This is a genomic window from Leifsonia sp. 2MCAF36 (assembly GCF_052115525.1).
In the GTDB taxonomy this organism is placed as follows: Bacteria; Actinomycetota; Actinomycetes; order Actinomycetales; family Microbacteriaceae; genus Leifsonia.
Genome location: NZ_JBFRGV010000015.1, coordinates 52,784 through 74,897, shown reverse-complemented (window position 1 = coordinate 74,897; position 22,114 = coordinate 52,784). Strand labels below are relative to the sequence as shown.

General features: G+C 70.1%; 20 protein-coding genes, 1 tRNA gene and 1 pseudogene. 16 read left to right on the top strand and 6 right to left on the bottom strand.

Annotation, left to right across the window (positions count from 1 at the left end):
- Window positions 1–140 (top strand): annotated as a pseudogene (locus AB4079_RS18710) (IS30 family transposase); the annotation flags it as partial.
- A gap of 64 nt (window positions 141–204) precedes the next feature.
- Here AB4079_RS18710 and AB4079_RS18705 read toward each other — a convergent pair.
- Window positions 205–1,200: an SDR family oxidoreductase gene (locus AB4079_RS18705; RefSeq protein WP_441788839.1), complete on the bottom strand. Its 996-nt coding sequence runs from the start codon at window positions 1,198–1,200 to the stop codon at window positions 205–207.
- 149 nt (window positions 1,201–1,349) lie between these two features.
- Between AB4079_RS18705 and AB4079_RS18700 the strand changes: the two genes are divergently transcribed.
- From AB4079_RS18700 to msrA, 5 genes are all read left to right on the top strand, one after another.
- Entirely contained in the window at window positions 1,350–2,579 is a 1,230-nt protein-coding gene (locus tag AB4079_RS18700; RefSeq protein WP_441788838.1) for a mechanosensitive ion channel family protein, read from the top strand.
- On the top strand, window positions 2,576–3,109 hold the full coding sequence (locus AB4079_RS18695) for a hypothetical protein (protein WP_441788837.1): 534 nt from the start codon (window positions 2,576–2,578) through the stop codon (window positions 3,107–3,109). Before AB4079_RS18700 ends, AB4079_RS18695 begins: the two co-directional genes overlap by 4 nt.
- A gap of 215 nt (window positions 3,110–3,324) precedes the next feature.
- Entirely contained in the window at window positions 3,325–4,197 is an 873-nt protein-coding gene (locus tag AB4079_RS18690; RefSeq protein WP_441788836.1) for a type IV toxin-antitoxin system AbiEi family antitoxin domain-containing protein, read from the top strand.
- Window positions 4,198–4,234: 37 nt separating this feature from the next.
- Window positions 4,235–4,681, top strand: coding sequence for a peptide-methionine (R)-S-oxide reductase MsrB (gene msrB / locus AB4079_RS18685; protein WP_441788835.1), 447 nt, complete (start codon window positions 4,235–4,237; stop codon window positions 4,679–4,681).
- A gap of 20 nt (window positions 4,682–4,701) precedes the next feature.
- Complete coding sequence (msrA, locus tag AB4079_RS18680; protein ID WP_441788834.1) at window positions 4,702–5,211, top strand: peptide-methionine (S)-S-oxide reductase MsrA; 510 nt, start codon at window positions 4,702–4,704, stop codon at window positions 5,209–5,211.
- A gap of 13 nt (window positions 5,212–5,224) precedes the next feature.
- On the opposite strand, the gene rlmC is transcribed toward msrA, so the two are convergent.
- The 3 genes from rlmC to AB4079_RS18665 form a co-directional block, all read right to left on the bottom strand.
- Window positions 5,225–6,349, bottom strand: coding sequence for a 23S rRNA (uracil(747)-C(5))-methyltransferase RlmC (rlmC, locus tag AB4079_RS18675; RefSeq protein WP_441788833.1), 1,125 nt, complete (start codon window positions 6,347–6,349; stop codon window positions 5,225–5,227).
- Between the two features lie 24 nt (window positions 6,350–6,373).
- Window positions 6,374–6,446, bottom strand: a tRNA-Arg gene (locus AB4079_RS18670).
- 60 nt (window positions 6,447–6,506) lie between these two features.
- Window positions 6,507–7,145 carry an iron ABC transporter ATP-binding protein gene (locus AB4079_RS18665; RefSeq protein WP_441788832.1) on the bottom strand — a complete coding sequence of 213 codons (639 nt, stop codon included), beginning with the start codon at window positions 7,143–7,145 and terminating at the stop codon, window positions 6,507–6,509.
- Between the two features lie 139 nt (window positions 7,146–7,284).
- Here AB4079_RS18665 and argS point away from each other — a divergent pair, with 139 nt between their 5' ends.
- From argS to prfA, 8 genes are all read left to right on the top strand, one after another.
- A complete protein-coding gene (gene argS, locus AB4079_RS18660) occupies window positions 7,285–8,982 on the top strand; it encodes an arginine--tRNA ligase (protein WP_441788831.1) in 1,698 nt (565 codons plus the stop codon).
- 14 nt (window positions 8,983–8,996) lie between these two features.
- On the top strand, window positions 8,997–9,791 hold the full coding sequence (locus AB4079_RS18655; RefSeq protein WP_441788830.1) for an LmeA family phospholipid-binding protein: 795 nt from the start codon (window positions 8,997–8,999) through the stop codon (window positions 9,789–9,791).
- 123 nt (window positions 9,792–9,914) lie between these two features.
- On the top strand, window positions 9,915–11,402 hold the full coding sequence (gene lysA / locus AB4079_RS18650) for a diaminopimelate decarboxylase (RefSeq protein WP_441788829.1): 1,488 nt from the start codon (window positions 9,915–9,917) through the stop codon (window positions 11,400–11,402).
- Window positions 11,399–12,772: a homoserine dehydrogenase gene (locus AB4079_RS18645; RefSeq protein WP_441788828.1), complete on the top strand. Its 1,374-nt coding sequence runs from the start codon at window positions 11,399–11,401 to the stop codon at window positions 12,770–12,772. Before lysA ends, AB4079_RS18645 begins: the two co-directional genes overlap by 4 nt.
- A complete protein-coding gene (thrC, locus tag AB4079_RS18640; protein ID WP_441788827.1) occupies window positions 12,772–13,896 on the top strand; it encodes a threonine synthase in 1,125 nt (374 codons plus the stop codon). The genes AB4079_RS18645 and thrC overlap by 1 nt, the downstream gene beginning before the upstream one ends.
- Complete coding sequence (thrB, locus tag AB4079_RS18635; protein ID WP_441788826.1) at window positions 13,893–14,849, top strand: homoserine kinase; 957 nt, start codon at window positions 13,893–13,895, stop codon at window positions 14,847–14,849. The genes thrC and thrB overlap by 4 nt, the downstream gene beginning before the upstream one ends.
- A 251-nt stretch (window positions 14,850–15,100) precedes the next feature.
- Entirely contained in the window at window positions 15,101–17,419 is a 2,319-nt protein-coding gene (rho, locus tag AB4079_RS18630; protein WP_441788825.1) for a transcription termination factor Rho, read from the top strand.
- An 86-nt stretch (window positions 17,420–17,505) separates the two neighbouring features.
- Window positions 17,506–18,582 carry a peptide chain release factor 1 gene (prfA, locus tag AB4079_RS18625; protein WP_441788824.1) on the top strand — a complete coding sequence of 359 codons (1,077 nt, stop codon included), beginning with the start codon at window positions 17,506–17,508 and terminating at the stop codon, window positions 18,580–18,582.
- An 89-nt stretch (window positions 18,583–18,671) separates the two neighbouring features.
- On the opposite strand, the gene prmC is transcribed toward prfA, so the two are convergent.
- Window positions 18,672–19,556, bottom strand: coding sequence for a peptide chain release factor N(5)-glutamine methyltransferase (gene prmC / locus AB4079_RS18620; protein ID WP_441788823.1), 885 nt, complete (start codon window positions 19,554–19,556; stop codon window positions 18,672–18,674).
- 107 nt (window positions 19,557–19,663) lie between these two features.
- On the opposite strand from prmC, the gene cysK reads away from it, so the two are divergent.
- On the top strand, window positions 19,664–20,602 hold the full coding sequence (gene cysK / locus AB4079_RS18615; RefSeq protein ID WP_441788822.1) for a cysteine synthase A: 939 nt from the start codon (window positions 19,664–19,666) through the stop codon (window positions 20,600–20,602).
- A 4-nt stretch (window positions 20,603–20,606) separates the two neighbouring features.
- Window positions 20,607–21,176 carry a serine O-acetyltransferase EpsC gene (epsC, locus tag AB4079_RS18610; protein ID WP_441788821.1) on the top strand — a complete coding sequence of 190 codons (570 nt, stop codon included), beginning with the start codon at window positions 20,607–20,609 and terminating at the stop codon, window positions 21,174–21,176.
- Here epsC and AB4079_RS18605 read toward each other — a convergent pair.
- Window positions 21,167–22,102 carry a TetR/AcrR family transcriptional regulator gene (locus AB4079_RS18605; RefSeq protein ID WP_441788820.1) on the bottom strand — a complete coding sequence of 312 codons (936 nt, stop codon included), beginning with the start codon at window positions 22,100–22,102 and terminating at the stop codon, window positions 21,167–21,169. The two genes, epsC and AB4079_RS18605, sit on opposite strands and share 10 nt — an antisense overlap.
- Between the last annotated feature and the right edge of the window lie 12 nt (window positions 22,103–22,114).

The window sequence follows — 22,114 nt, the reverse complement described above, 5'->3', positions numbered from 1 at the left end:
CCAACTTCAACACGATCACCGACACCGACCTCGCCGAAACCCAACGGTTGCTCAACATCCGACCCCGGCAGACCTTGAACTTCCACACCCCAGCGGAGAAACTCGACGAGTACCTACGCGGTGTTGCACTCACCGCCTGAAACCGCCGCGCGGAATGGAGCAACTAGTCGCGACTCGAGCACGGGCGGGCGCCCGCGCGGGCGCTTAGGCGAACGCGCGGGCGTGGTCGACCAGACGGTCGAACGCGGCATCCAGGTCCGGGTCGACCTTCTGGCGCGAAGAGTCGGCGAGGTGCCACTCCACGATCTCGCCGGCGCCGCGCGCGAACGGCACCCGCGCCCGGAAGCGGGGCACGAGCGCCTTGACCTTGCTGTTGTCGAAGTGCATCGAGTGCGCCTTGTCGCCGAGGAGGCCGGGGCCCACCTCGGGCACCACCGCCGCGATCGACTCGCTCGCGACGTGCACCAGCTCGGCCTCGACGCCGAGCGCCTCGGCGAGGTCGCAGTAGATCTGGTTCCAGGTCGGGGCCTCGTCGCCCGTGATGTGGAAGCTGTCGCCCACCGCCTCCGGGAGCCCGAGCAGGCCGACGAAGGCGACGGCGAAGTCGGTGTTGTGGGTGATCGTCCAGCGGCTCGTCCCGTCGCCGTGCACGACGACAGGCGCCCCGCGGCGCATCCTGGCCAGGTCGGTCCACGCCCCCGTGGTCGGAATCAAGGTGCGGTCGTAGGTGTGGGATGGGCGGACGATCGTCGCCGGGAAGCCGCGGTCGCGGTACGCCTCCACCAGCAGGTCCTCGCAGGCGATCTTGTCGCGCGAGTACTGCCAGAACGGGTTCCGCAGCGCGGTCGACTCGGTGACCGGGACGCGCGACGGCGGCTTCTGGTAGGCCGAGGCGGAACTGATGAAGACGAACTGGCCGACGCGTCCCTCGAACAGGTCGAAGTCAGTGCGGACGTGTTCGGGGGTGAACGCCAGGAACTCTGCCGCGACGTCGAAACTGCGCTCGCCGAGCACACGGTGCACGCTCTCCGGTTCGCGGATGTCGGCGTGCAGCACCTCCACGCCGTCCGGCAGCGGCCGCAGCGAACTGTTCCCGCGATTCACGACCGTGACCTCGTGGCCCTGCTCGAGAGCCTCCACCACGCACGCCGAGCTGATGACGCCGGTCCCGCCGATGAAGAGTGTCCGTGTTGCCGCCATTCGCTGCTCCTTCATGCTTCCCGATCGGGACGTTCGTCCGAAGGGACACGCTAGTCCCGGGATGCGGTGCCCGCGACACCGGGAGGGGCTATACGACTCACGTGCGCGTACACTCCCTCGCGAAACCGACCGGAGGAGATCGCCCACCCGTGTTCCCGTTGCACAGCTGGCCCGCGCTGGCCGTGGCCTGCCTGGTGGCCGTCGTGGTCGCGGTCGCCGTCACGGCGATCCTCGCGCTGATCCTGCGCCTCATCGGTCGGCGCCGACAGTGGCCGGCCCTCCTGATCCGGCGCTCGCGGGTGCCGTTCCGGCTGTTCCTGCTCGTCATCGTGCTGTGGATCGCGGTGGCCCTCACCCTGCCTCCGGAAGTCGGGGGCCCCGTGCGGGACAACATCCGGCACACCTTCCTGATCCTCGCCATCGCCACCGGCGTCTGGCTCGGCGCGGCGCTCGTGGTGTTCGTCGAGGACCTGGGGTTGGACCGCTACCGGCTGGACGTGCCGGACAACCGTTACGCCCGCCGCGTGCGCACGCAAGTGCTCATCCTGCGCCGCCTCACGGTCGTGGCGGCCGTGGTCATCGGGCTGGGCGCCATCCTGCTGACCTTCCCGGCGCTCCAGGCGGCCGGCGCGAGCCTCCTCGCCTCCGCGGGCGTGGTCGGGATCATCGCCGGTGTCGCCGCGCAGTCGAGCCTCGCGAACCTGTTCGCCGGCATCCAGCTGGCCTTCTCGGACGCCATCCGCATCGACGACGTGGTGGTCGTCGAGGAGCAGTGGGGCACGATCGAGGAGATCACCCTCACCTACGTCGTGCTCCACGTCTGGGACGACCGCCGGCTCGTCCTGCCGTCGACGTACTTCACCACCAAGGCCTTCGAGAACTGGACGCGTCAGCACAGCGAGCTTCTCGGTTCCGTGGAGTTCGACCTCGACTGGCGCGTCTCCACCGGTGGGATGCGCGCCGAACTGAACCGTGTGCTCGCCGAAACCGACCTGTGGGATCGGCGCACGGGCGTGCTGCAGGTCACCGACGCGGTAGGCGGCTGGGTCCGCGTCCGGGTGCTGGTCACCGCGAGGGACGCGCCGACGCTGTTCGACCTCCGGTGCCTGGTGCGGGAGCGGCTGATCGACTGGATGCAGCGCTACTCGCCCGCGTCGCTCCCGCGGCAGCGCGTCGAGTTGGTGCAGCCGACCGAATCGCTCCCGCGTCCGCCGCGTGCGCGAAGCGAGGACGAGGGGCGGCTGTTCAGCGGCTCACCGGAGGGGGAGCAGCGGGCGCAGCAGTTCACCGACGCCATTCCCGTCATCCGCGAACCGGACGGCGACCCGGTCGCGATCGACCCCGACGACATCCCACCGACAGCGAAGGAGAACAGATGACCGACCGCACGGCCGCCAGGCAGGGAACCGAGGTGGACGCGCCCGAGGACGCCGGGGATACCGCAGACGCCGGGGACGCGGGGGATGCCGAGGACGCCGGGGACGCCGCAGGCCCCGATGGTGCCCACACCCGGCCGGAGGGCCTGGACGATGCAACGGTGGATGCGCTCGGGTCGCTCTCCGAGGCGCTCGAGGTGGTGGAGCATGCCCGCGGGCTGCTGTACGGCTTCCACCGCCTCACGGGCACGGCCGACTTCACCCTCGGTGAGGCGGTGACGAAGCTCCGCGACGCAGGCCACGCCGAGCTCGCGGACCGGATCGAGCGCGAGCTCGTCGGGCGGAACGTGATCGGCGGGCGCTGGACGTTCCAGATCGTCGAGGACTACGACGACGGCTACTACGCCCTCTTCCGCGAGCTGGAGCGTGAGGCACGCGACCGGCTGGCCGGCGGCCGCCGCCACCTCTTCGAGGCGGAACTGAAGGAGGCACGGCGGACGCAGGGCGAACCGGGTCACGAGGCGCGGCCGTAGGCCGGCCGGCGGACGCCTCCCTCCGCTTCCGTCGGAGATCCGGCGGCTTCCGTCGGAGATTCGTCGCGTTTTGCCCTCGAATCTCCGCCTCACCGCGGTCGGTCGGAGATTTCACGACCAATCTCCGACGTTGCACCCGGGCCGTCGCCGAGCCCCCTTTCCACAGATTTCGTGTGCCCCGCGCCTCGCCGCTCCCACGCTGCGAGGCTTTTGCCATGATCGATGAACCAATGCTCCAGCGGCTCGGCGGAATAGCATCCGCGCACCAACTGCGGGCGGCCGGCGCCTCCGCCGAAGAACTGACGACCGCTATTCGCGGCGGCCTCCTGTGGCGGATCCGCCGGGGCGTCTACGCACTGCCTTCCGCGCAGGCCGTGGCGGTCGCGGCGGTCACAGCGCGGGGCCGCCTCTCCTGCGTGTCCGCGGCTCGCAGCTACGGCCTCTGGTCGGGGAGCGATACGAGGCTGCATCTGCAGTACCTGCCGCACGGCCGGGCCGGGCCGCCCGGTGAACACGTTCGGCATTGGCTGCCGACCGAGCCGGGGGAGGAAGTGTGGAGGGTCACCCTCGCTGACTGCTTGCGCACGGTGGCGCAGTGTGCGGATGAGGAGACCGCTGTCGCCGTGTTCGATACGGCCATCACGGCCGGTCTGACCAATCCGATAGCGCTGCGGAGGACCCTCGGACGCCAACCAGCGGAAGCGCGAGCGCGCGCACTCCTGGCCCGGCCCGGGTCGGAGTCCGGCGTCGAATCGATTGTCCGGCAGCGACTGCAGGCGTGCGGTCATCTCGTCGAGCAGCAGGTCCACGTGGCCGGTGTCGGACGCGTCGACCTGCGGGTCGATGGGGTGTTGTACCTGGAGATCGACGGCTTCGCGTTCCACAGCGACCGCGAGGCCTTCGAGCGCGACCGGGCGCGGGATGCGGCGCTCGCGGCCGCGGGGTTGGCCAGGCTCAGACTCTCGGCAGTGCACGTACGCGACGACTGGCCGGGTGTTCTGAGCCGGATCCGAAGCGTCCTGGCGCACTGGGCGAACTCACAGGAATGTCGGGACCAACCGGGCGGGGTCGCGTGTTCCATCTACTGACGGCGCAGCAGCCAGCGCGCCGCATGAGGAGGAAAACGTGACACAGGACTACCGCAAGGATCCAACGGCCGTCGGCCGGCTCACGCCGCAGCAGTACGCGGTGACGCAGGAGGCCGCCACCGAGCCGGCATTCCGGAACCGGTACTGGGACAACCACGACGAGGGCCTCTACGTCGACATCGTGTCGGGGGAGCCGCTCTTCGCGTCCGTCAACAAGTACGACAGCCGCTCGGGATGGCCGAGCTTCACCGTCCCGGTCGAGCCCGGCAACATCGTGCAGAAGACCGACAGCACGTACGGGATGATCCGTACCGAGGTCCGTTCCGCCCACGGCGACAGCCACCTGGGCCACCTGTTCGATGACGGTCCGGCCGAGGCAGGCGGCCTGCGCTACTGCATCAACTCCGCCGCCCTCCGCTTCGTCCCGCTCGCCGAGCTGGATGAGGCCGGTTACGGCCAGTACGCCCACCTTTTCCAGAAGTAACGAGAACCTAGGAGACGACAATGACACAGAAGGCCATCCTCGCTGGAGGCTGTTTCTGGGGCATGCAGGACCTCATCCGCAAGCTTCCGGGCGTGACGAACACGCGCGTGGGCTACACCGGCGGCGACGTCCCCAATGCGACCTACCGCAACCACGGCGGGCACGCCGAGGCGATCGAGATCGAGTACGACCCGGAGCGCACCAGCTACCGCGACCTGCTCGAGTTCTTCTTCCAGATCCACGACCCGTCGACCAAGAACCGTCAGGGCAACGACGTGGGTACCAGCTACCGTTCCGCGATCTTCTACGAGGACGACGAGCAGCGCCGCGTCGCAGAGGACACCATCGCCGACGTGGACGCCTCCGGTCTCTGGCCGGGCAAGGTGGTCACCGAGGTGAGTCCCGCCGGTCCGTTCTGGGAGGCCGAGCCCGAGCACCAGGACTACCTGGAGCGCATTCCGTGGGGGTACACCTGCCACTTCGTGCGTCCGGGCTGGAAGCTCCCCAAGCGCGAGGCCGCCGCGAGCTGATCGACGGCGTCCGTCAGCGACGCTCGAGGAGGACAGCCACCTCCATGTGGCCGGTCTGCGGGAACATGTCGAGAACGCGGCCGGCCCGGATGCGGTACGACGGCATCCGGGCCAGGTCGTGTGCGAGGCTCTTCGGGTTGCAGCTGGAGTAAACGACGCTCGGCACGCCCGAACCCTCCAGCCAGCCGGAGAGGTCCGCGCCGATCCCGCGGCGCGGTGGATTGACGACGACGAGTTCGGGGGCATTGGCGGCCGCCAGGGCGAAGGCGGTGGCGTCGCCGGCGCGGAACGCGACCTGGGGGAGCCCGGCGGCGGAGGCACTCGCCCGGGCGCTGCGGACCGCCTCCCGGCTGGTCTCCACGCCGACCACGCGGCGTCCCGGCGCCGCAACGTGCAACGCGAACCCGCCGACGCCGCAATACAGGTCCCACACCGAGGCGGGGGCGATCTCGTCCACCCACGACGACACCTGGCCGTACAGCTCGGCCGCGACGGCCGTGTTCGTCTGGAAAAAGCTCTGCGGTCGCAGTCTCAGAGCCACTCGCCCCATCCGCATCGGCAGCGCGGACTCCCGGGTGAGCACCACATCCGTGTCGCCCTCCACGACGGCCTTGTGCTCCGGCTGGAGGTTGACGGTCACCACGCGTGCGTTCGGCAGCTCGGCCAGCAGCTCGCTCAGGCCTGAGCGGACCCGCGCGACGGTCTGCTCGGACCGCCCCACGAACCGCACCATCAGCTCCCCGTCGGGGGACTCCGTCACCAGCACGAACTTCAGCTCGCCGCGGCGCCCGGGAACGTCGTACGGCTCGATCCGTTGCCGCGTGACGAACCGCGCCAGCACCGGAAGCGCCGCCCGGATGCCGGGTGCGCAGATGCCGCACTCGCGCAGATCCACACCGCGGCCCGCCTCGTCGAGGATGCCGATCGTCGGCGAGTCGACCGTGCCGCCCACGACCATCTTGGCCTTGTTGCGGTAGCCCGCCTCGGCGCTCGCCACCGGGGGAAGCCATTCGGCGTCGCCGAACGGGGCGAGCAGCTCACGGGCGAGGCGCTGCTTGCCTTCCAGCTGCTCCGCGTACGGCACGCCCATCAGCGTGCAGGAGCGGCAGACGCCGGCATCGAAGTACGAACAGTCCATGCGGCCCTCGGATGAAGAAATCGGTGCCCCCAGTAGGATTTGAACCTACGGCCTTCTGCTCCGGAGGCAGACGCTCTATCCCCTGAGCTATGGGGGCCAGGGTGCCCAACCAGGCTAGCATCCCCGCGCAGCGGCAGAGGACACCGCGGGCGACGGGTCAGGAGGCCGGGACGTTCCCCAGCACGCTCGCCATCAGCGGCGCGGCGTCGCCCGGCTCGAAGAACGCGCTCGACTCCGCGACGATCCAGTAGGGTCCACGGAAGATCTGCACCTGACCGGCTGCGCCCGGCTTGAAGTACCCCTCGACCTGCGGCGGAACACCGTAGGTCGGTACCGGCTGGGAGTCGGTGATCGCCGCGTTCTTGAGGCTCTCCATCACATCCACCGGCGGCTTGGCGACGGCGATCTGGATGACATCCTTGCTGGTCTGGTTCAGCCAGCCGCAGGTAGCGCCCCGCCAGTCGGCGATCTTCTTCTCGAGCGAGCCGCTCTTGGGGGTGTAGTTCGGGTCGATGCCGTAGTTCGGGTTGTACGCGTACAGCTGGTCGGCCGTCACGACCTGCGGGCAGGTCAGGCTGACAGGCGTCGTCGGGGCGGTCGGGGTGACCACGGGCAGCGAGGCCTTCGGAGTGGAGGTCGCGGCCGCGCCGCCGGCGCTCCCGTTCCCGTTTGCGGTCCGGCTCGCGGAGGGGGCCGGAGACGCCGACGGTGTGCAGCCGGCGAGGGCCACGGCGACGGCGAGGCCCGCTACCGTCGCGGCAGCGAGAAGGGCGAAGCGGCGGGTGGTGGTGGTCATCTGGCGACTCGTCTCTCTGCTCGGCGCGCGCTGTGCGGGAGCGCGCGTCGCGATGACCCTATCAATTGGAGGCGGGTCGTGACTGTCAGCCCGCACCGCCATCTGAGGTGGTCGGTCCCGCCCGGTAGAATCGTTGCTCATGACTCCCGCTGACCTCTCCGCCGCCCTCCTCGACATCGTGACGACGGTGGTCGAGCAGCGACGCGAGGCGGGTGCCGACATCCCGGAGCTGACCCTCACGGTCGACGATGTGCCGCTGGAGCGGCCCAAGAACCGCGACCACGGCGACTGGGCGTCCAACGTCGCCATGCGGCTCGCCAAGAAGGTGGGAGCGAACCCGCGCGAGCTCGCCGAGCAGGTCGCGACCGCCTCGGCCGGCATCGACGGCGTCGCCTCCGCCGAGGTCGCCGGACCGGGCTTCATCAACTTCCGGCTGGAGGCCGCCGCGGCCGGCCGGCTTGCGCAGACGATCATCGAGGCGGGCGACGCTTACGGTCGCGGCCATGTGGACGACGGCCTCCGCGTCAACCTGGAGTTCGTCTCGGCGAACCCGACCGGCCCCGTGCACATCGGCGGCGCGCGCTGGGCGGCCGTCGGCGACAGCCTCGCGCGCATCCTGCAGGCCGAAGGCGCGGATGTGACCCGCGAGTACTACTTCAACGACCACGGCTCGCAGATCGACCGGTTCGCGCGCAGCCTCCTCGCCGCCTACCTGGGCGAGCCGACCCCGGAGGACGGCTACGGCGGCGCCTACATCGGCGAGATCGCCGACCGCGTGGTCGCCGAGGCCTCCTCGCAGGGCACCGACCTCGCCCAGCTGCCCCGCGAGCAGCAGCAGGAAGTCTTCCGTTCCATCGGAACGCAGCTGATGTTCGAGGAGATCAAGCACCGCCTGCATTCGTTCGGCGTCGACTTCGACGTCTATTTCCACGAGGACTCGCTGCACGAGTCCGGCGCCGTGGAGCGCGCCATCGAGCGCCTGCGCGAGCAGGGCCACATCTTCGAGGCGGACGGCGCGATCTGGTTGCGCACCACGAGCTTCGGCGATGACCGCGACCGTGTGGTCATCCGCTCCAACGGTGAGCCCGCCTACATCTCCGGCGACCTGGGCTACTACCTCGACAAGCGCGAGCGCGGCTTCGAGCAGAACATCATCATGCTGGGCGCCGACCACCACGGCTACATCGGCCGGATGATGGCGATGGTGGAGGCGTTCGGCGACGTCCCCAATGTGAACCTGCAGATCCTGATCGGCCAGCTCGTGAACCTGCTGAAGGACGGCGAGCCCGTTCGGATGTCCAAGCGGGCCGGAACCATCGTGACCCTCGACGACCTGGTGGATGCGGTGGGCGTCGACGCTGCCCGCTATGCCCTGGTGCGCTCGTCGACCGACTCGCAGCTCGATATCGACCTCGACCTGCTCACCAAGCGCAGCAACGAGAACCCGGTCTACTACGTGCAGTACGCGCACGCCCGCACCCGCTCCGTCGGCGCCAACGCCGAGAAGGCCGGCGTCGACCGTAGCGTCTTCGCGCCCGAGCTGCTGACGCACGAGACGGAGTCGGCACTCCTGGGCGGCCTGCAGGAGTTCCCGAGGATCGTCGCCCTCGCGGCGGAGCTGCGCGAGCCGCACCGCGTCGCGCGCTACACCGAGGAGCTGGCGGGCCTGTACCACGCGTGGTACGCCGTGAGGGATGGTTCCACCCGCGTCCTCCCGCACGGTGACGAGCCCGTGACCGACCTGCACCGCACCCGGCTCTGGCTGAACGACGCCACCGGCCAGGTCATCCGCAACGGACTCGGGCTGCTGGGGGTCTCGGCTCCCGACCGCATGTAGGAGGCGACGAACGGATGAGCGACAACACGACGCAGGTGCTCCCCGCACCCCCGGCACCCGCGCGGCGCCCCCGACCGCGCTGGCTGCGCCTCCTGCTCTGGATCGGCATCCCGGTGGTGGCCATCGTGGTGCTGCTCGTGGTGGTCGACTCCGCAGCGCGCGCCTACGCCGAGCAGCGGGTGTCCGACGAGATCGAGAAGAACCTGCCCTCCGACATCCAAGGACAGGTTTCCACGCACATCGGCGGCTTCTCGGTCCTTCAGCAGTACCTCTCCGGGACCTTCCAGTCGGTGGAGCTCACCGCGCCCAACGTCGTCGCGAAGGGCGCGCCGCTGAGCGCGAAGCTGGTCGCGACGGATGTTCCGGCCGACTTCTCGAAGCCCATCTCGCACGCGACCGGGACGCTGTCGATCAGCCAGGATTCGCTGAACAAACTGGTGCAGATCCCCGGCACGACGGGCGATATCACCCTCGGCGACGGGACGATCGGCTACGACGGGTCGATCGACCTGCTCGGGCTTCCGGTCGGCTATGCGGTCACGGCCACCCCGAAAGCGGCAGGCAAGCAGGTGCTGCTCTCGCCGGACAAGGCGTCGCTGAAGACCGGCGCGGGCAACGTCAACCTCAACCGGCTGCTGCAGGCGCTCACCTCGCAGGGGCCGTTCCCGGTGTGTGCGGCACAGTACCTCCCGGACGGCGTGCAGGTGGCGGACATCGGCGTGACGCCGGGCCACGCGACGGTGACGCTGACCGCCTCGGACTTCGTCATGGACCAGAAGTTCCTCAACAGCAAGGGCAGCTGTTCGTAATACGCACCGAGCCCCCGCTGACGGCTCGATAGACTTCTGCTGTTCTCTCCATCCGGCTTCAGGGGCCAATCCGGGTCCGCTCGCCTAGGAGGCCCCCACTCGTCGCCACCCGTGAGGATCCCTATGGCCCACCTCGACTCCGCCGCGCCTGTCGCAGTCGCGCCGAATCCGCTCGCTCCGCCCTGGCTGCACGTCCCGGACGATGCCAACGCGCTCGCCCCGGGCCTGTGGTCCCGCACCACGAGCCGTGCCGACGGCGAACTCACCGTCGGCGGCGTCACCGCCGGACAGCTCGCCGCGCGCTTCGGCACCCCGCTCTACGTCATCGACGAGGAGGACGCGCGTTCGCGCGCCGCCGAGGTGCGCGAGGCCTTCGACCGCGCCTTCGCGGACATCGGCACCGCCGCAAAGGTCTACTACGCGGGCAAGGCCTTCCTCAGCGTCGAGATCGCAACGTGGATGGACGCGGCCGGCCTCTTCATCGACGTCTGCACCGGCGGTGAGCTGGCCGTCGCCCTCGCCGCCGGGGTGGACCCGGAGCGCCTCGGCTTCCACGGCAACAACAAATCGCTCGCCGAGATCGACCAGGCCGTGGGCGTCGGCATCGGGGCGATCATCGTCGACAGCCTGCAGGAGATCGACCGGATCGCCGCGGCCGCTGAGCGTCACGGCGTCCGGCAGAGTGTCCGGTTGCGCGTCAACAGCGGTGTGCACGCCCACACCCACGCGTTCCTCGCGACGGCCCACGAGGACCAGAAGTTCGGGATCGGGCTCGCGCACGCCGTCGAGGCGGTGGAGCGCATCCGCTCGCACGCATCCTTGGCGTTCCGCGGCCTGCACTGTCACATCGGCTCGCAGATCTTCGGTGCGGACGGCTTCGCAGAGTCGGCCGCGCGCCTGCTCACGCTGCACAAGCAGCTGCTGGCCGGCGGTGACGTGCCGGAGCTCAACCTCGGCGGCGGCTTCGGGATCGCGTACACGTCCGCCGACGACCCCGTGCCCATCGCCGAACTCGCCCGACGCATTGCGGAGACAGTGGCTGCGGGATGCGAGGAGCTCGACATCCCGATTCCGGTCGTGGCGTTCGAGCCGGGTCGGTCGATCATCGGAACCGCAGGGCTCACGCTGTACACCGTCGGCACTACGAAGGATGTGCCCGTCGTCTTCCAGGACGACGGCGAAACGGCCGTCCGCCGCTACGTCAGCGTCGACGGCGGGATGAGCGACAACGCGCGTCCCGCCCTGTACGAGGCCGACTATTCGGCCCGGCTCGCGAACCGCAGCTCGCTCGCCGCGCCCGCGCTGGTGCGCGTCGCGGGCAAGCACTGCGAGAGCGGCGACATCGTCGTCAACGCCGAGTACCTCCCCGGCGACGTGGAGCCGGGCGACCTGCTCGCTGTGCCGGCGACCGGCGCGTACTGCTGGCCGCTGTCCAGCAACTACAACCACGTCGGCCGCCCCCCGGTCGTCGCGGTCCGCGACGGTGACGCCCGCGTGATCATCCGGGGCGAGACCATCGAGGACCTCCTCGCCCGCGACACCGCGTACGACCCGTCGAACCTCACCTCCAGTATCCGCAGCACCGCGTCGAAGGAGCGCAACCAGGCATGATCGAGTACCGCAACCTCCGTGTCGCCCTGCTCGGGGCCGGCTCCGTCGGATCCCAAGTCGCCCGGCTCCTGCTCGAGCAGGGCGACGAGTTCGCCTCCCGCGTCGGCGCACGACTCGAACTGGTCGGCATCGCCGTCCGCGACGTCGACGCCCCGCGCGACGTCGACCTGCCCCGCGAACTGTTCACGACCGACGCCAGTTCGCTCATCCTCGGTGCGGACATCGTCGTCGAGCTGATGGGCGGCATCGAGCCGGCCCGCGGCTACGTGCTGGAGGCGCTGAATTCGGGCGCCGACGTCATCACGGCCAACAAGGCACTGCTCGCCACGCACGGCCCGGAGCTGTTCGAAGCGGCCGAGCAGGTCGGCGCGCAGCTCTACTACGAGGCCGCCGTCGCCGGAGCCATCCCGATCATCCGTCCACTGCGCGACAGCCTCGCCGGCGACCGGATCAACCGCATCCTCGGCATCGTCAACGGCACCACCAACTTCATCCTCGACCGTATGGATGTGAACGGCGAGACCCTGCCGGCCGCCCTGGCGACCGCCACCGAGCGCGGCTACGCCGAAGCCGACCCGACGGCCGACATCGGCGGCTACGACGCAGCGCAGAAGGCCGCCATCCTCGCCAGCCTCGCCTTCCACACCGCGGTGCCGCTGGACCTGGTCTACCGTGAGGGCATCACGAGCGTGACCAAGGCGCAGGTCGATGCGGCGCGCGAGGCCGGCGCGGTCATCAAGCTGCTCGCGATCTGCGAGCGGCTGACCGACCCGGAGACGGGGGAGGAGGGCGTCTCGGCCCGCGTCTACCCCGCTCTGATCAGCCGCGACCATCCGCTCGCCGCGGTCCACGGCGCCCACAACGCCGTGTTCGTGCAGTCCGCGGCCGCGGGCGACCTGATGTTCTACGGTGCGGGTGCGGGCGGTGTCGAGACCGCGTCGGCCGTCCTCGGCGACGTCGTGTCGGCTGCGCGCCGTCACGTCGTCGGCGGCCCGGGCGTCGCCGAGTCGACGCATTCCGACCTGCCGGTGCTGGACGTCGGCCGGGTCGTGACGCGCTACCAGATCACGTTGGATGTGGAGGACCAGCCGGGCGTGCTCGCGGCGGTCGCGCGCATCCTCAGCGACGGCGGCGTCAGCGTCGAGACGGTGCAGCAGTCGGTCCCCAGCCACACCGGTCCTGTCGTCATCGCGGGTAACGCAGCGCTCGAGGCGGGAGGCTCGATTCACGGCCGCGCGACACCCACCGCTACCCTGGTGATCGGCACCCACGAAGCCGAGGAGGCCGCACTCGCGGCCACCGTGGAGGCTCTCGCGGCGAGTGACGTCGTGATCGCCATCTCTTCCGTTCTCCGAGTCGAAGGATCGTAATGCCCCAGCCGAAGGCCTACAGTCGTCAGTGGCGAGGTGTCCTGCGCGAGTACGCGGACCGCCTGAACATCTCGGACGCCACTCCGATCGTCACGCTCGGAGAGGGCGGCACGCCGCTCATCCCGGCTCCGGCGCTCTCCGCCCGCACGGGCGCGGACGTCTGGGTGAAGTTCGAGGGCATGAACCCGACCGGGTCGTTCAAGGACCGCGGCATGACGATGGCGATCTCCAAAGCCGTCGAGCACGGTGCGAAGGCGGTCATCTGCGCCTCCACCGGCAACACGTCGGCGTCTGCTGCGGCCTACGCGACGCACGCGGGCATCCAGGCGGTCGTGCTCGTGCCGGAGGGCAAGATCGCGATGGGCAAGCTCAGTCAGGCGATCGCGCACAACGCGCAGCTGCTTCAGGTGCAGGGCAACTTCGACGACTGCCTCGACATCGCGCGCGAGCTCGCCACCAACTACCCGGTGCACCTGGTGAACTCGGTCAACCCCGACCGCATCGAGGGCCAGAAGACCGCGGCCTTCGAGGTCGTGGAGGCGCTCGGCGACGCCCCTGACTTCCACATCGTGCCGGTCGGCAACGCCGGCAACTACACCGCATACCACCGCGGCTACACCGAGGAGCTGCAGCGCGGCGAGACCACGAAGCTTCCGCGCATGTTCGGCTTCCAGGCCGCAGGAAGCGCGCCGATCGTGCTCGGCCACCCGGTCACCGAGCCCGACACGATCGCCACCGCGATCCGCATCGGGAACCCGGCCTCGTGGGAGCTCGCGCTCAACGCGCGCGACGACAGCGAGGGCTACTTCGGCGCGATCGACGACGCCAAGATCCTGGAGGCGCACCGCATCCTGTCGGCCGAGGTCGGCATCTTCGTCGAGCCCGCGTCCGCGATCAGTGTCGCCGGCCTCCTGGAGCGTTCCGCCGCCGGTGTCATCCCGGCCGGCGCGACGGTCGTGCTGACGGTGACCGGCCACGGCCTGAAGGACCCGCAGTGGGCGCTCCGCACGGCCGACGGTTCCGACGTGCAGCCGACCGTCGTGCCGGTGGACACGTCGGCCATCGCCGACGTGCTCGGCCTGGTCGCCGGAAGCGCGACCTCCGCCGCCGAGGCGACCGCGTGACCTCGGCCGACCTGAGCGGCCGCACGGTCGTCGTCAAGGTTCCCGCGACGAGCGCGAACCTCGGACCCGGATTCGACACGCTCGGTCTCGCGCTCGCGCTGTACGACGAGCTCGAGGTGTCCGTCAGCGACCAGCCGGGCGCCACCGTCGACGTGGTCGGCGTGGGCGAGGGCGAGGTGCCGACCGACGAGAGCAACCTCGTGGTCCGTGCCATCGCGCACACCTTCGAGGCGGCCGGTGTCCCGCTGCCGGGACTGCACCTGCGCGCGCGCAACAGCATCCCGCACGGCCGCGGGATGGGCTCCTCCGGCGCTGCGATCGTCTCCGGCATCATGGCGGCGAAGGGTCTGCTGGAGGGTGTGGTCGACCTCGACGCGCAGCAGCTGCTCGCGCTGGCGAACGACATGGAGGGGCACCCCGACAACGTCGCGCCCGCCCTGTTCGGCGGACTCACGATCGCCTGGGTCACTCCGGACGGCCCTCGCTTCAAGAAACTCATCGTGCACCGCGGCGTCTCGCCGCTGGTCCTCGTGCCCGAGCACGTCATGTCCACCGCTCTGGCTCGTAGTCTGCAGCCGGAGTCGGTGCCGCACGAGGACGCCGTGTTCAACGTCTCCCGCTCCGCTCTGCTCGTCGCCGCTCTCATCCAGAGCCCCGAGCTCCTCCACGCGGCAACCGAGGACAAGCTCCACCAGAGCTACCGGGCGTCCGCCATGCCGGAGACCGACCGCCTGATCACCCTGCTGCGCGAGAACGGCTTCGCGGCCGTCGTCTCGGGCGCCGGGCCCTCGATCCTGGTGCTCGGCAGCGACCCGAGCCAGCGGCTCGCCGCAGCGAAGCTCGTGGAGGAGTCGGCGCAGACCCGCTGGCAGCCGCTCATGCTGGCCGTCGACTTCAAGGGTGCGACCGTGACCAGGAAAGATGCGGCACTGTCGGACACACCGGCGGCCTGACGTCCTGCGTCATCTCTCCGAGGTGATAAACTGCAGTGCACCCGTGAAGAACCCGCGTCACGAGCGAATCCAGCTTCCGGGTGATCTCTTAGCAATCATGCCGTCACTCCTGCCTGCCCTCCCGGGTCTCCCTTCGCGGGGAATCGGGGCGGCGACGTCGCGCGAATCAGAACGCAGCACGTACCGGCAGTTCATGTGACGAAGCTTCACAGACGGCGCGTAAGGCGCGCCGGGGGAAAGGATCCTCTTCCGTGACTGATGTCGAACTCCACGCCGGGGGCGTGGACACAACCGACCTGACCACGCTCAAGGTGGCAGAGCTGCAAGCTCTCGCCGCCCAGCTCGGACTCCCGGGCGCGACCCGGCTCCGCAAGGGCGAGCTGGTCGAGGCGATCGCCGCCGCGCGTGCGGCGGGCGCTCCGGCCGACGCCGCTGAGGCGGTCGAGCCGGCCGCCGCCGAGCCCGCCGCGGCCTCGCAGGTGCTGACCGAGCCGCTGATCGCCGAGCCGCTCATCGCTGAGCCGGCCGGCGCCGAGCGCGTCGAGCCCACCGTGGGCGACCCGGTTCTGCCGCAGGCGGATGCCGTCCGCGAGCCGCGCCGCCGCGGCCCGCGCCGCGCCACCAGCCCCGACGGCACCCAGATCGCCACCCAGGACGCCGCAACCGCCGTCGATGGCAGCACCGGCGTCGCCGCCGGATCGCACGTCAACTCCGGCGCGACCGGCGTCGACTCGCTCATCCCCGACGTGGATGCGCTCCTCGACTCAGCGCTCGCCTCCCGCGAGCAGGCACGCGGCCAGCAGAACGGCGGCGAGCAAGGTCAGGGCACCGGCGGACGCCGTCGCCGCGGCCGCGGTCAGAACGGCGACCAGGACGCGCAGCAGAACGGCCAGCAGGGCGCAGCCGAGCAGAACCGCGACAGCCAGAACCGTGACGGCCAGAACCGTGACGGCCAGAACCGTAACGACCAGGGCCGCAGCGAGCAGCAGGGCGGCGACCAGACCTCGGTCGACCAGGCCGACGCCGCACGCCAGGACGAGAGCCAGCAGGGCGAGCAAGGCGACTCCGCCCAGAACGAGCAGCAGGGCGGCAGCCGCAACCGCCGCAACCGCAACCGGAACAAGAACAACACCCAGAACGAGCAGGGCCAGCAGGGCCAAGGTCAGCAGGGCCAGTCTCAGCAGGGCCAGGGCCAGAGCCAGGGTCAGCAGCCCAAGGATCTCCAGCAGGGCGGCGGCCAGCAGGGCGGTCAGCAGAACCGCGGCCAGGGCGCCCAGAACGAGCAGCTGCTCGACGGCGAGCGCGGCGGCCGCTACCGCGACCGCAACCGCAAGCGCCGTGGCACGGCGCCGGGCGACGAGTTCGAGCCGGAGCTGACCGATGACGACGTCCTCATCCCGGTCGCCGGCATCCTGGACGTGCTCGACAACTACGCGTTCGTCCGCACCACCGGCTACCTCCCGGGCGCCAGCGACGTCTACGTCTCGCTCGGCCAGGTGAAGAAGTACAGCCTGCGCAAGGGCGACGCCGTGGTCGGCGCCATCCGCCAGCCGCGCGACAACGAGAACAACACCCGCCAGAAGTACAACGCGCTGGTGAAGGTCGACTCGGTCAACGGCCAGACTCCGGAGGAGGCTGCTGCGCGCGTCGAGTTCGGCAAGCTGACGCCGCTCTACCCGCAGGAGCGCCTGCGCCTCGAGACCGAGCCGTCGAAGGTGACCCAGCGCATCATCGACCTGGTCGCCCCGATCGGCAAGGGCCAGCGCGGCCTGATCGTCGCACCGCCCAAGGCCGGTAAGACCATCGTGATGCAGCAGATCGCCAATGCGATCACCGCGAACAATCCTGAGGTCCACCTCATGGTGGTGCTCGTGGACGAGCGTCCGGAAGAGGTCACCGACATGCAGCGCACGGTGAAGGGCGAGGTCATCGCCTCGACCTTCGACCGCCCCGCCGAGGACCACACCACGGTCGCCGAGCTCGCCATCGAGCGCGCCAAGCGTCTCGTGGAGCTGGGGCACGACGTGGTCGTGCTGCTCGACTCCATCACCCGCCTGGGCCGTGCGTACAACCTGACCGCTCCCGCGTCCGGTCGTATCCTCTCCGGCGGCGTGGACGCGTCCGCGCTGTACCCGCCGAAGCGGTTCTTCGGCGCCGCTCGCAACATCGAGCACGGCGGCTCGCTCACCATCCTGGCGTCGGCACTCGTCGAGACCGGCTCCAAGATGGACGAGGTCATCTTCGAGGAGTTCAAGGGCACCGGCAACATGGAGCTCCGCCTGTCGCGCCAGCTGGCCGACAAGCGCATCTTCCCGGCCGTCGACGTCAACGCCTCCGGCACCCGTCGCGAAGAGCTGCTGATGGGCCAGGACGAGGTCAAGATCACCTGGAAGCTGCGCCGCGCTCTCGCCGGGCTCGACCAGCAGCAGGCCCTTGAGATCGTCCTCGGCCGCCTCAAGGAGACCTCGAGCAACGTCGAGTTCCTCATGCAGGTGCAGCAGTCGATGCCGGCCCCGACCAACGGCCACGGCAACGCCCACTCGCACGGTCACGAGAACGACCGCCGCTAGCTGACGAAGCGCCCGTCCGCCGTGCTCTGAGCGCGGCGGGCGGGCGCTTTTGCGATCCCGGAACCGACACTCCAGAAGGAAGCCCCATGTTCGAATCGGTGAACACGCTCATCGCCGAGCACGACGACCTGCAGCGCCAGCTGTCGGACCCCGACCTGCACAGCGACCCGGTCCGCTCCAAGCGGGTGAACCGGCGCTACGCCGAGCTGTCGCGCATCGTGGCCTCCTACAACGAGTGGAAGGAGCTGTCGGACGACCTGGACGCGGCTCGCGAGCTGGCAACGGAGGACGCCGCCTTCGCCGAGGAGATCCCTGGACTCGAGGAGAGCGTGACCGAGACCGCCGAGAAGCTGCGCCGGCTGCTCATCCCGCGCGACCCCAACGACAGCCGCGACGTCATCATGGAGATCAAGATGGGCGAGGGCGGGGCGGAGTCCGCACTGTTCGCGGGCGACCTGCTGCGCATGTACCTGCACTACGCCGACTCCAAGCGCTGGAAGGCCGAGATCATCGAGCAGACGTCCAGTGACCTGGGCGGCATCAAGGATGTCCAGGTCGCCTTCAAGGGCAACTCGAGCGACCCGGCGGAGGGCGTCTGGGCGCACCTGAAGTACGAGGGCGGAGTGCACCGCGTGCAGCGCGTGCCGGCGACCGAGTCGCAGGGCCGCATCCACACGTCCGCCGCCGGTGTGCTCGTCTTCCCCGAGGTGGATGAGCCGGAGGAGGTCGACCTCAACCCGAACGACCTCAAGATCGACGTGTTCCGGTCGTCCGGCCCTGGCGGTCAGTCGGTGAACACGACGGACTCGGCCGTGCGCATCACGCACGTGCCGACCGGCATCGTCGTGTCGATGCAGAACGAGAAGAGCCAGCTGCAGAACCGTGAGGCGGGGATGCGCGTGCTGCGCGCAAGGCTGCTCGCCCGGCAGCAGGAGGAGGCGGACGCGGAGGCCGCCGTGTTCCGCAAGGGGCAGATCCGCACGATGGACCGCTCGGAGCGCATCCGCACCTACAACTTCCCGGAGAACCGGATCGCCGACCACCGAACCGGCTACAAGGCCTACAACCTCGACGCCGTCATGAACGGCGCCCTCGGCCCCGTCATCGAGTCGAACATCCTCACAGACGAAGAATCCCGCCTGGCCGACCTGGCCAACGACTGACCACCCCTCAACCATCGCTTCCTCGCTTAATCCGCCGACACGCGGTCGAATCCCGGATTAACCGAGGAAGCGATTGTGGGGGAGCGGGTCTAGCGGAGGGCGGTCGTGGCCCGGTCGCGCGTGGTGAGGTCGCGGTGGGTGGCGGCGGCACGCCAGCCGTCGGCGGTGAGGAGGTCGCGGATCGCGGCGCCCTGCAGCTCGCCGTGCTCCAGCACGAGGGTACCGCCGGGGTGCAGGAGGCGCCAGGCGACGCGGGAGATCGTGCGCACCACATCCAGCCCGTCCGGGCCGCCGTAGAGGGCGGCGTGCGGGTCGTGCAGCCGCACCTCCGGGTCGCGCGGGATCGCGTCATCCGGAACATATGGCGGGTTCGAGATCACGACGTCGGCGGTGCCGTCGAGCTCGGGGAGCGCGTCGGCGAGGTCGATGAAGACCGCGGTGATGTTGGCGGCCCCCACCTGGTCCACGTTGCGCCGGGTCCAGATGAACGCTTCGGGGGAGTTCTCCACGGCGTACACGCGCGCATGCGGCACCTCGGTGGCGAGGGCCAGGGCGATGGCGCCGCTCCCGGTCCCCAGGTCGACGGCGGTCGGCTCGGCCGACGGGACGGCCCGGAGTGCGTCGATCGCGAACTGCGCCACCTGCTCCGTCTCGGGTCGCGGCACGAAGACGCCCGGCCCGACAGCGAGCTCGAGTGAACGGAACGGCGCCCGGCCGGTGATGTGCTGCAGCGGCTCGCGCGCCGCGCGTCGTTCCACCACCGCGCTCACCCGCTCGACGTCGTCGGCCGCGACCTCCGCGTCCATGACGACCAGGGCCTGGACGCGCCCCCGGCTCTGACCCAGGACGTACCCGATCAGCAGCTCGGCATCCACCTCGGGGTCCGGCACGCCGGCACGTGCGAGCGCGGCGACAGCGTCCTCCCGGAGGGCACGGACGGTGGTGGCGGGGGGAGGGGAGGCTTCGGGGGTCATCGCCCGACGAGCCTACCGTTCGTCACATACGTTAACCGTCTCGCTCCGCCGTCTAGAGTGGTGACGCGATCCCCCCGACACCATCCATCCCCACGAGGAAGAGGCCCATGTCCGGACACATCTACGACAACATCACCGAGGCCGTCGGTCGGACGCCCCTCGTGCGGCTCAACAGCCTCACCGAGGGCCTCGACGCGACCGTTTTGGGGAAGCTGGAGTTCTACAACCCGGGCGGCAGTGTGAAGGACCGCATCGGTGTCGCCATCATCGACGCCGCCGAGAAGGCGGGCGCTCTGCGCCCGGGCGGCACGATCGTCGAGGCCACCAGCGGCAACACCGGCATCGCGCTCGCCCTGGTGGGTGCGGCGCGCGGCTACAAGGTCATCCTGGCGATGCCGGAGACCATGAGCAAGGAGCGGCGGGTGCTGCTGCGGGCGTTCGGCGCGCAGATCGTGCTGACCCCCGGCCCCGACGGGATGCGCGGAGCGGTCGAGAAGGCGCAGGAGATCGTCGAGAGCACCGAGAACGCGATCTGGGCGAAGCAGTTCGCCAACGAGGCGAACCCCGCCATCCACCGCGCGACCACCGCTGAGGAGATCTGGGAGGACACCGACGGCGGCGTCGACATCTTCGTCTCCGGCATCGGCACCGGCGGCACCATCACGGGCGTCGGCCAGGTGCTCAAGGAGCGCAAGCCCGAGGTGAAGGTGATCGCCGTCGAGCCGCTCGACTCGCCCATCCTGAACGGCGGCAAGCCCGGCCCGCACAAGATCCAGGGCATGGGGGCGAACTTCGTGCCGGAGATCCTCGACACCACCGTGTACGACGAGGTCGTCGACGTCTCGTTCGAGGATGCGCTCGACGTCGCCAAGAAGCTGGCGAGCGAGGAGGGCATCCTGGCCGGCATCTCGTCCGGTGCGATCGTCTGGGCGGCGCTGCAGCTGGCGAAGCGCCCGGAGAACGCGGGCAAGACGATCGTCGCGGTCGTCTGCGACACGGGCGAGCGCTACATCTCCACGCCGCTCTGGGCCGACCTCCTGGACTGAGCGAGTGCCGATCTTCGGGGCGCGCGAGGACATCAGGAACGCGCGCCGGCATGACCCTGCCGCGCGCAGCGGGTTCGAGGTGGCGGTCGCCTACTCGGGGCTGCACGCGGTGTGGTCGTACCGCGTGGCCCACCGCCTGTGGCGGGCGGGACTCCGCACGCCGGCGCGCTTCCTGTCGCAGCTGACGCGGTTCCTCACCGGAATCGAGATCCACCCCGGCGCCCGGATCGGCCGACGTTTCTTCATCGATCACGGGATGGGCGTGGTGATCGGCGAGACGACCTGGGTCGGTGACGACGTGATGCTCTACCACGGAGTGACGCTCGGCGGCCGGGGCAGCGGTCACGGCAAGCGGCATCCCACGGTCGAGGACGGCGTCGTGGTCGGTGCCGGCGCGAAGGTGCTCGGCGCGATCACGATCGGCGCCCACTCGGTGATCGGGGCGAACGCGGTGGTCACCAGGGACGCGCCACCGGAATCGTTGCTGGTCGGTGTCCCCGCGCATCCGCGGCCGCGTTCCGGCCACGAGCAGATCCCCGGCGACGACTGGCTCGACCCGGCGATCTACATCTGACGGGCGGTGCGCTCGCGGGCGCGGGCGATCGCCTCACGCTCGCGCTTGCGGGCGTCGCGGAGCTTCGACTCGGCCTCGCGGCGCGCCTTCGTGGCCTCGCGGACCGCCTTGTCTCGGGGCACCGGCTCGGGCAGCGGCGCCGCGGTGACGGGCGTCGCGCCGCCCTTCTGCGCCACGTAGCGTTCGATCCCGTCCAGGATGCGGTCCAGACCGTAGGCGAAGTCGTCCTGCTCGCCGCCGTCGGCATCGGCGTAGGTGCCTGAGGACACCAGCGGCGCCAGGTCGGGGAAGCGCTCCGGAGTGACCAGCTCGGCGAGCGCCGCCGTGAACGCCTCCCCGTAGGCCGGCGGCCCGTCGGCCTGCCGTGACCGGGTGATGTCGCGCTCGACGACGCCGACGGCACGTGCGTACGACGACAGCAGGAGCGCCGTCGACATCTTCTCCGCGTCGGACAGGGGCAGGTCGCGCATCTCGCGCAGTCCCCAGTCGAGAACCGTGAGGTTGTTGGGCATCAACGGGATGCCGCTGATCGGGATGTCGGGAAACCAGGGGTGCGCGCGCATCACCTCGATCGTCGCCATGGACCAGCGCCGCAGCCCCTCCCGCCAGTCCTTCTCGGCGGCGTCGGCGCCGACCAGGGCGTCATCCGGCGGGATGGGCACCTCGCACACCGCATCCTGCATCAGCGCGAGCACGTCGTCTTTGCTGGTGACGTAGCGGTACAGCGACATCGTCGTGAAGCCGAGCTCGCTCGCAATGCGGCTCATCGACACGGCGCCCAAGCCCTCGGCGTCCGCCAGTTCGATCGCCGTGTCAACTATCCGTTCGATGCTGAGCTCGCGTTTCGGTCCGCGCTGCGGATGCTCGGCCACGCCCCAGCTGAGGGCGACGGCGCGGGGGAGCGCCTCCTCGACGTCGTCGGCCATGTTCGAGCCTTT

Bases quoted from the DNA above. Each gene is read 5' to 3' on its own strand.
- AB4079_RS18705 (WP_441788839.1), bottom strand. From the start codon at position 1,200: ATGGCGGCAACACGGACACTCTTCATCGGCGGGACCGGCGTCATCAGC.
- AB4079_RS18695 (WP_441788837.1), top strand. From the start codon at position 2,576: ATGACCGACCGCACGGCCGCCAGGCAGGGAACCGAGGTGGACGCGCCC.
- AB4079_RS18690 (WP_441788836.1), top strand. From the start codon at position 3,325: ATGATCGATGAACCAATGCTCCAGCGGCTCGGCGGAATAGCATCCGCG.
- msrA (WP_441788834.1), top strand. From the start codon at position 4,702: ATGACACAGAAGGCCATCCTCGCTGGAGGCTGTTTCTGGGGCATGCAG.
- rlmC (WP_441788833.1), bottom strand. From the start codon at position 6,349: ATGGACTGTTCGTACTTCGATGCCGGCGTCTGCCGCTCCTGCACGCTG.
- AB4079_RS18665 (WP_441788832.1), bottom strand. From the start codon at position 7,145: ATGACCACCACCACCCGCCGCTTCGCCCTTCTCGCTGCCGCGACGGTA.
- argS (WP_441788831.1), top strand. From the start codon at position 7,285: ATGACTCCCGCTGACCTCTCCGCCGCCCTCCTCGACATCGTGACGACG.
- AB4079_RS18655 (WP_441788830.1), top strand. From the start codon at position 8,997: ATGAGCGACAACACGACGCAGGTGCTCCCCGCACCCCCGGCACCCGCG.
- lysA (WP_441788829.1), top strand. From the start codon at position 9,915: ATGGCCCACCTCGACTCCGCCGCGCCTGTCGCAGTCGCGCCGAATCCG.
- AB4079_RS18645 (WP_441788828.1), top strand. From the start codon at position 11,399: ATGATCGAGTACCGCAACCTCCGTGTCGCCCTGCTCGGGGCCGGCTCC.
- thrC (WP_441788827.1), top strand. From the start codon at position 12,772: ATGCCCCAGCCGAAGGCCTACAGTCGTCAGTGGCGAGGTGTCCTGCGC.
- prfA (WP_441788824.1), top strand. From the start codon at position 17,506: ATGTTCGAATCGGTGAACACGCTCATCGCCGAGCACGACGACCTGCAG.
- prmC (WP_441788823.1), bottom strand. From the start codon at position 19,556: ATGACCCCCGAAGCCTCCCCTCCCCCCGCCACCACCGTCCGTGCCCTC.
- cysK (WP_441788822.1), top strand. From the start codon at position 19,664: ATGTCCGGACACATCTACGACAACATCACCGAGGCCGTCGGTCGGACG.
- AB4079_RS18605 (WP_441788820.1), bottom strand. From the start codon at position 22,102: ATGGCCGACGACGTCGAGGAGGCGCTCCCCCGCGCCGTCGCCCTCAGC.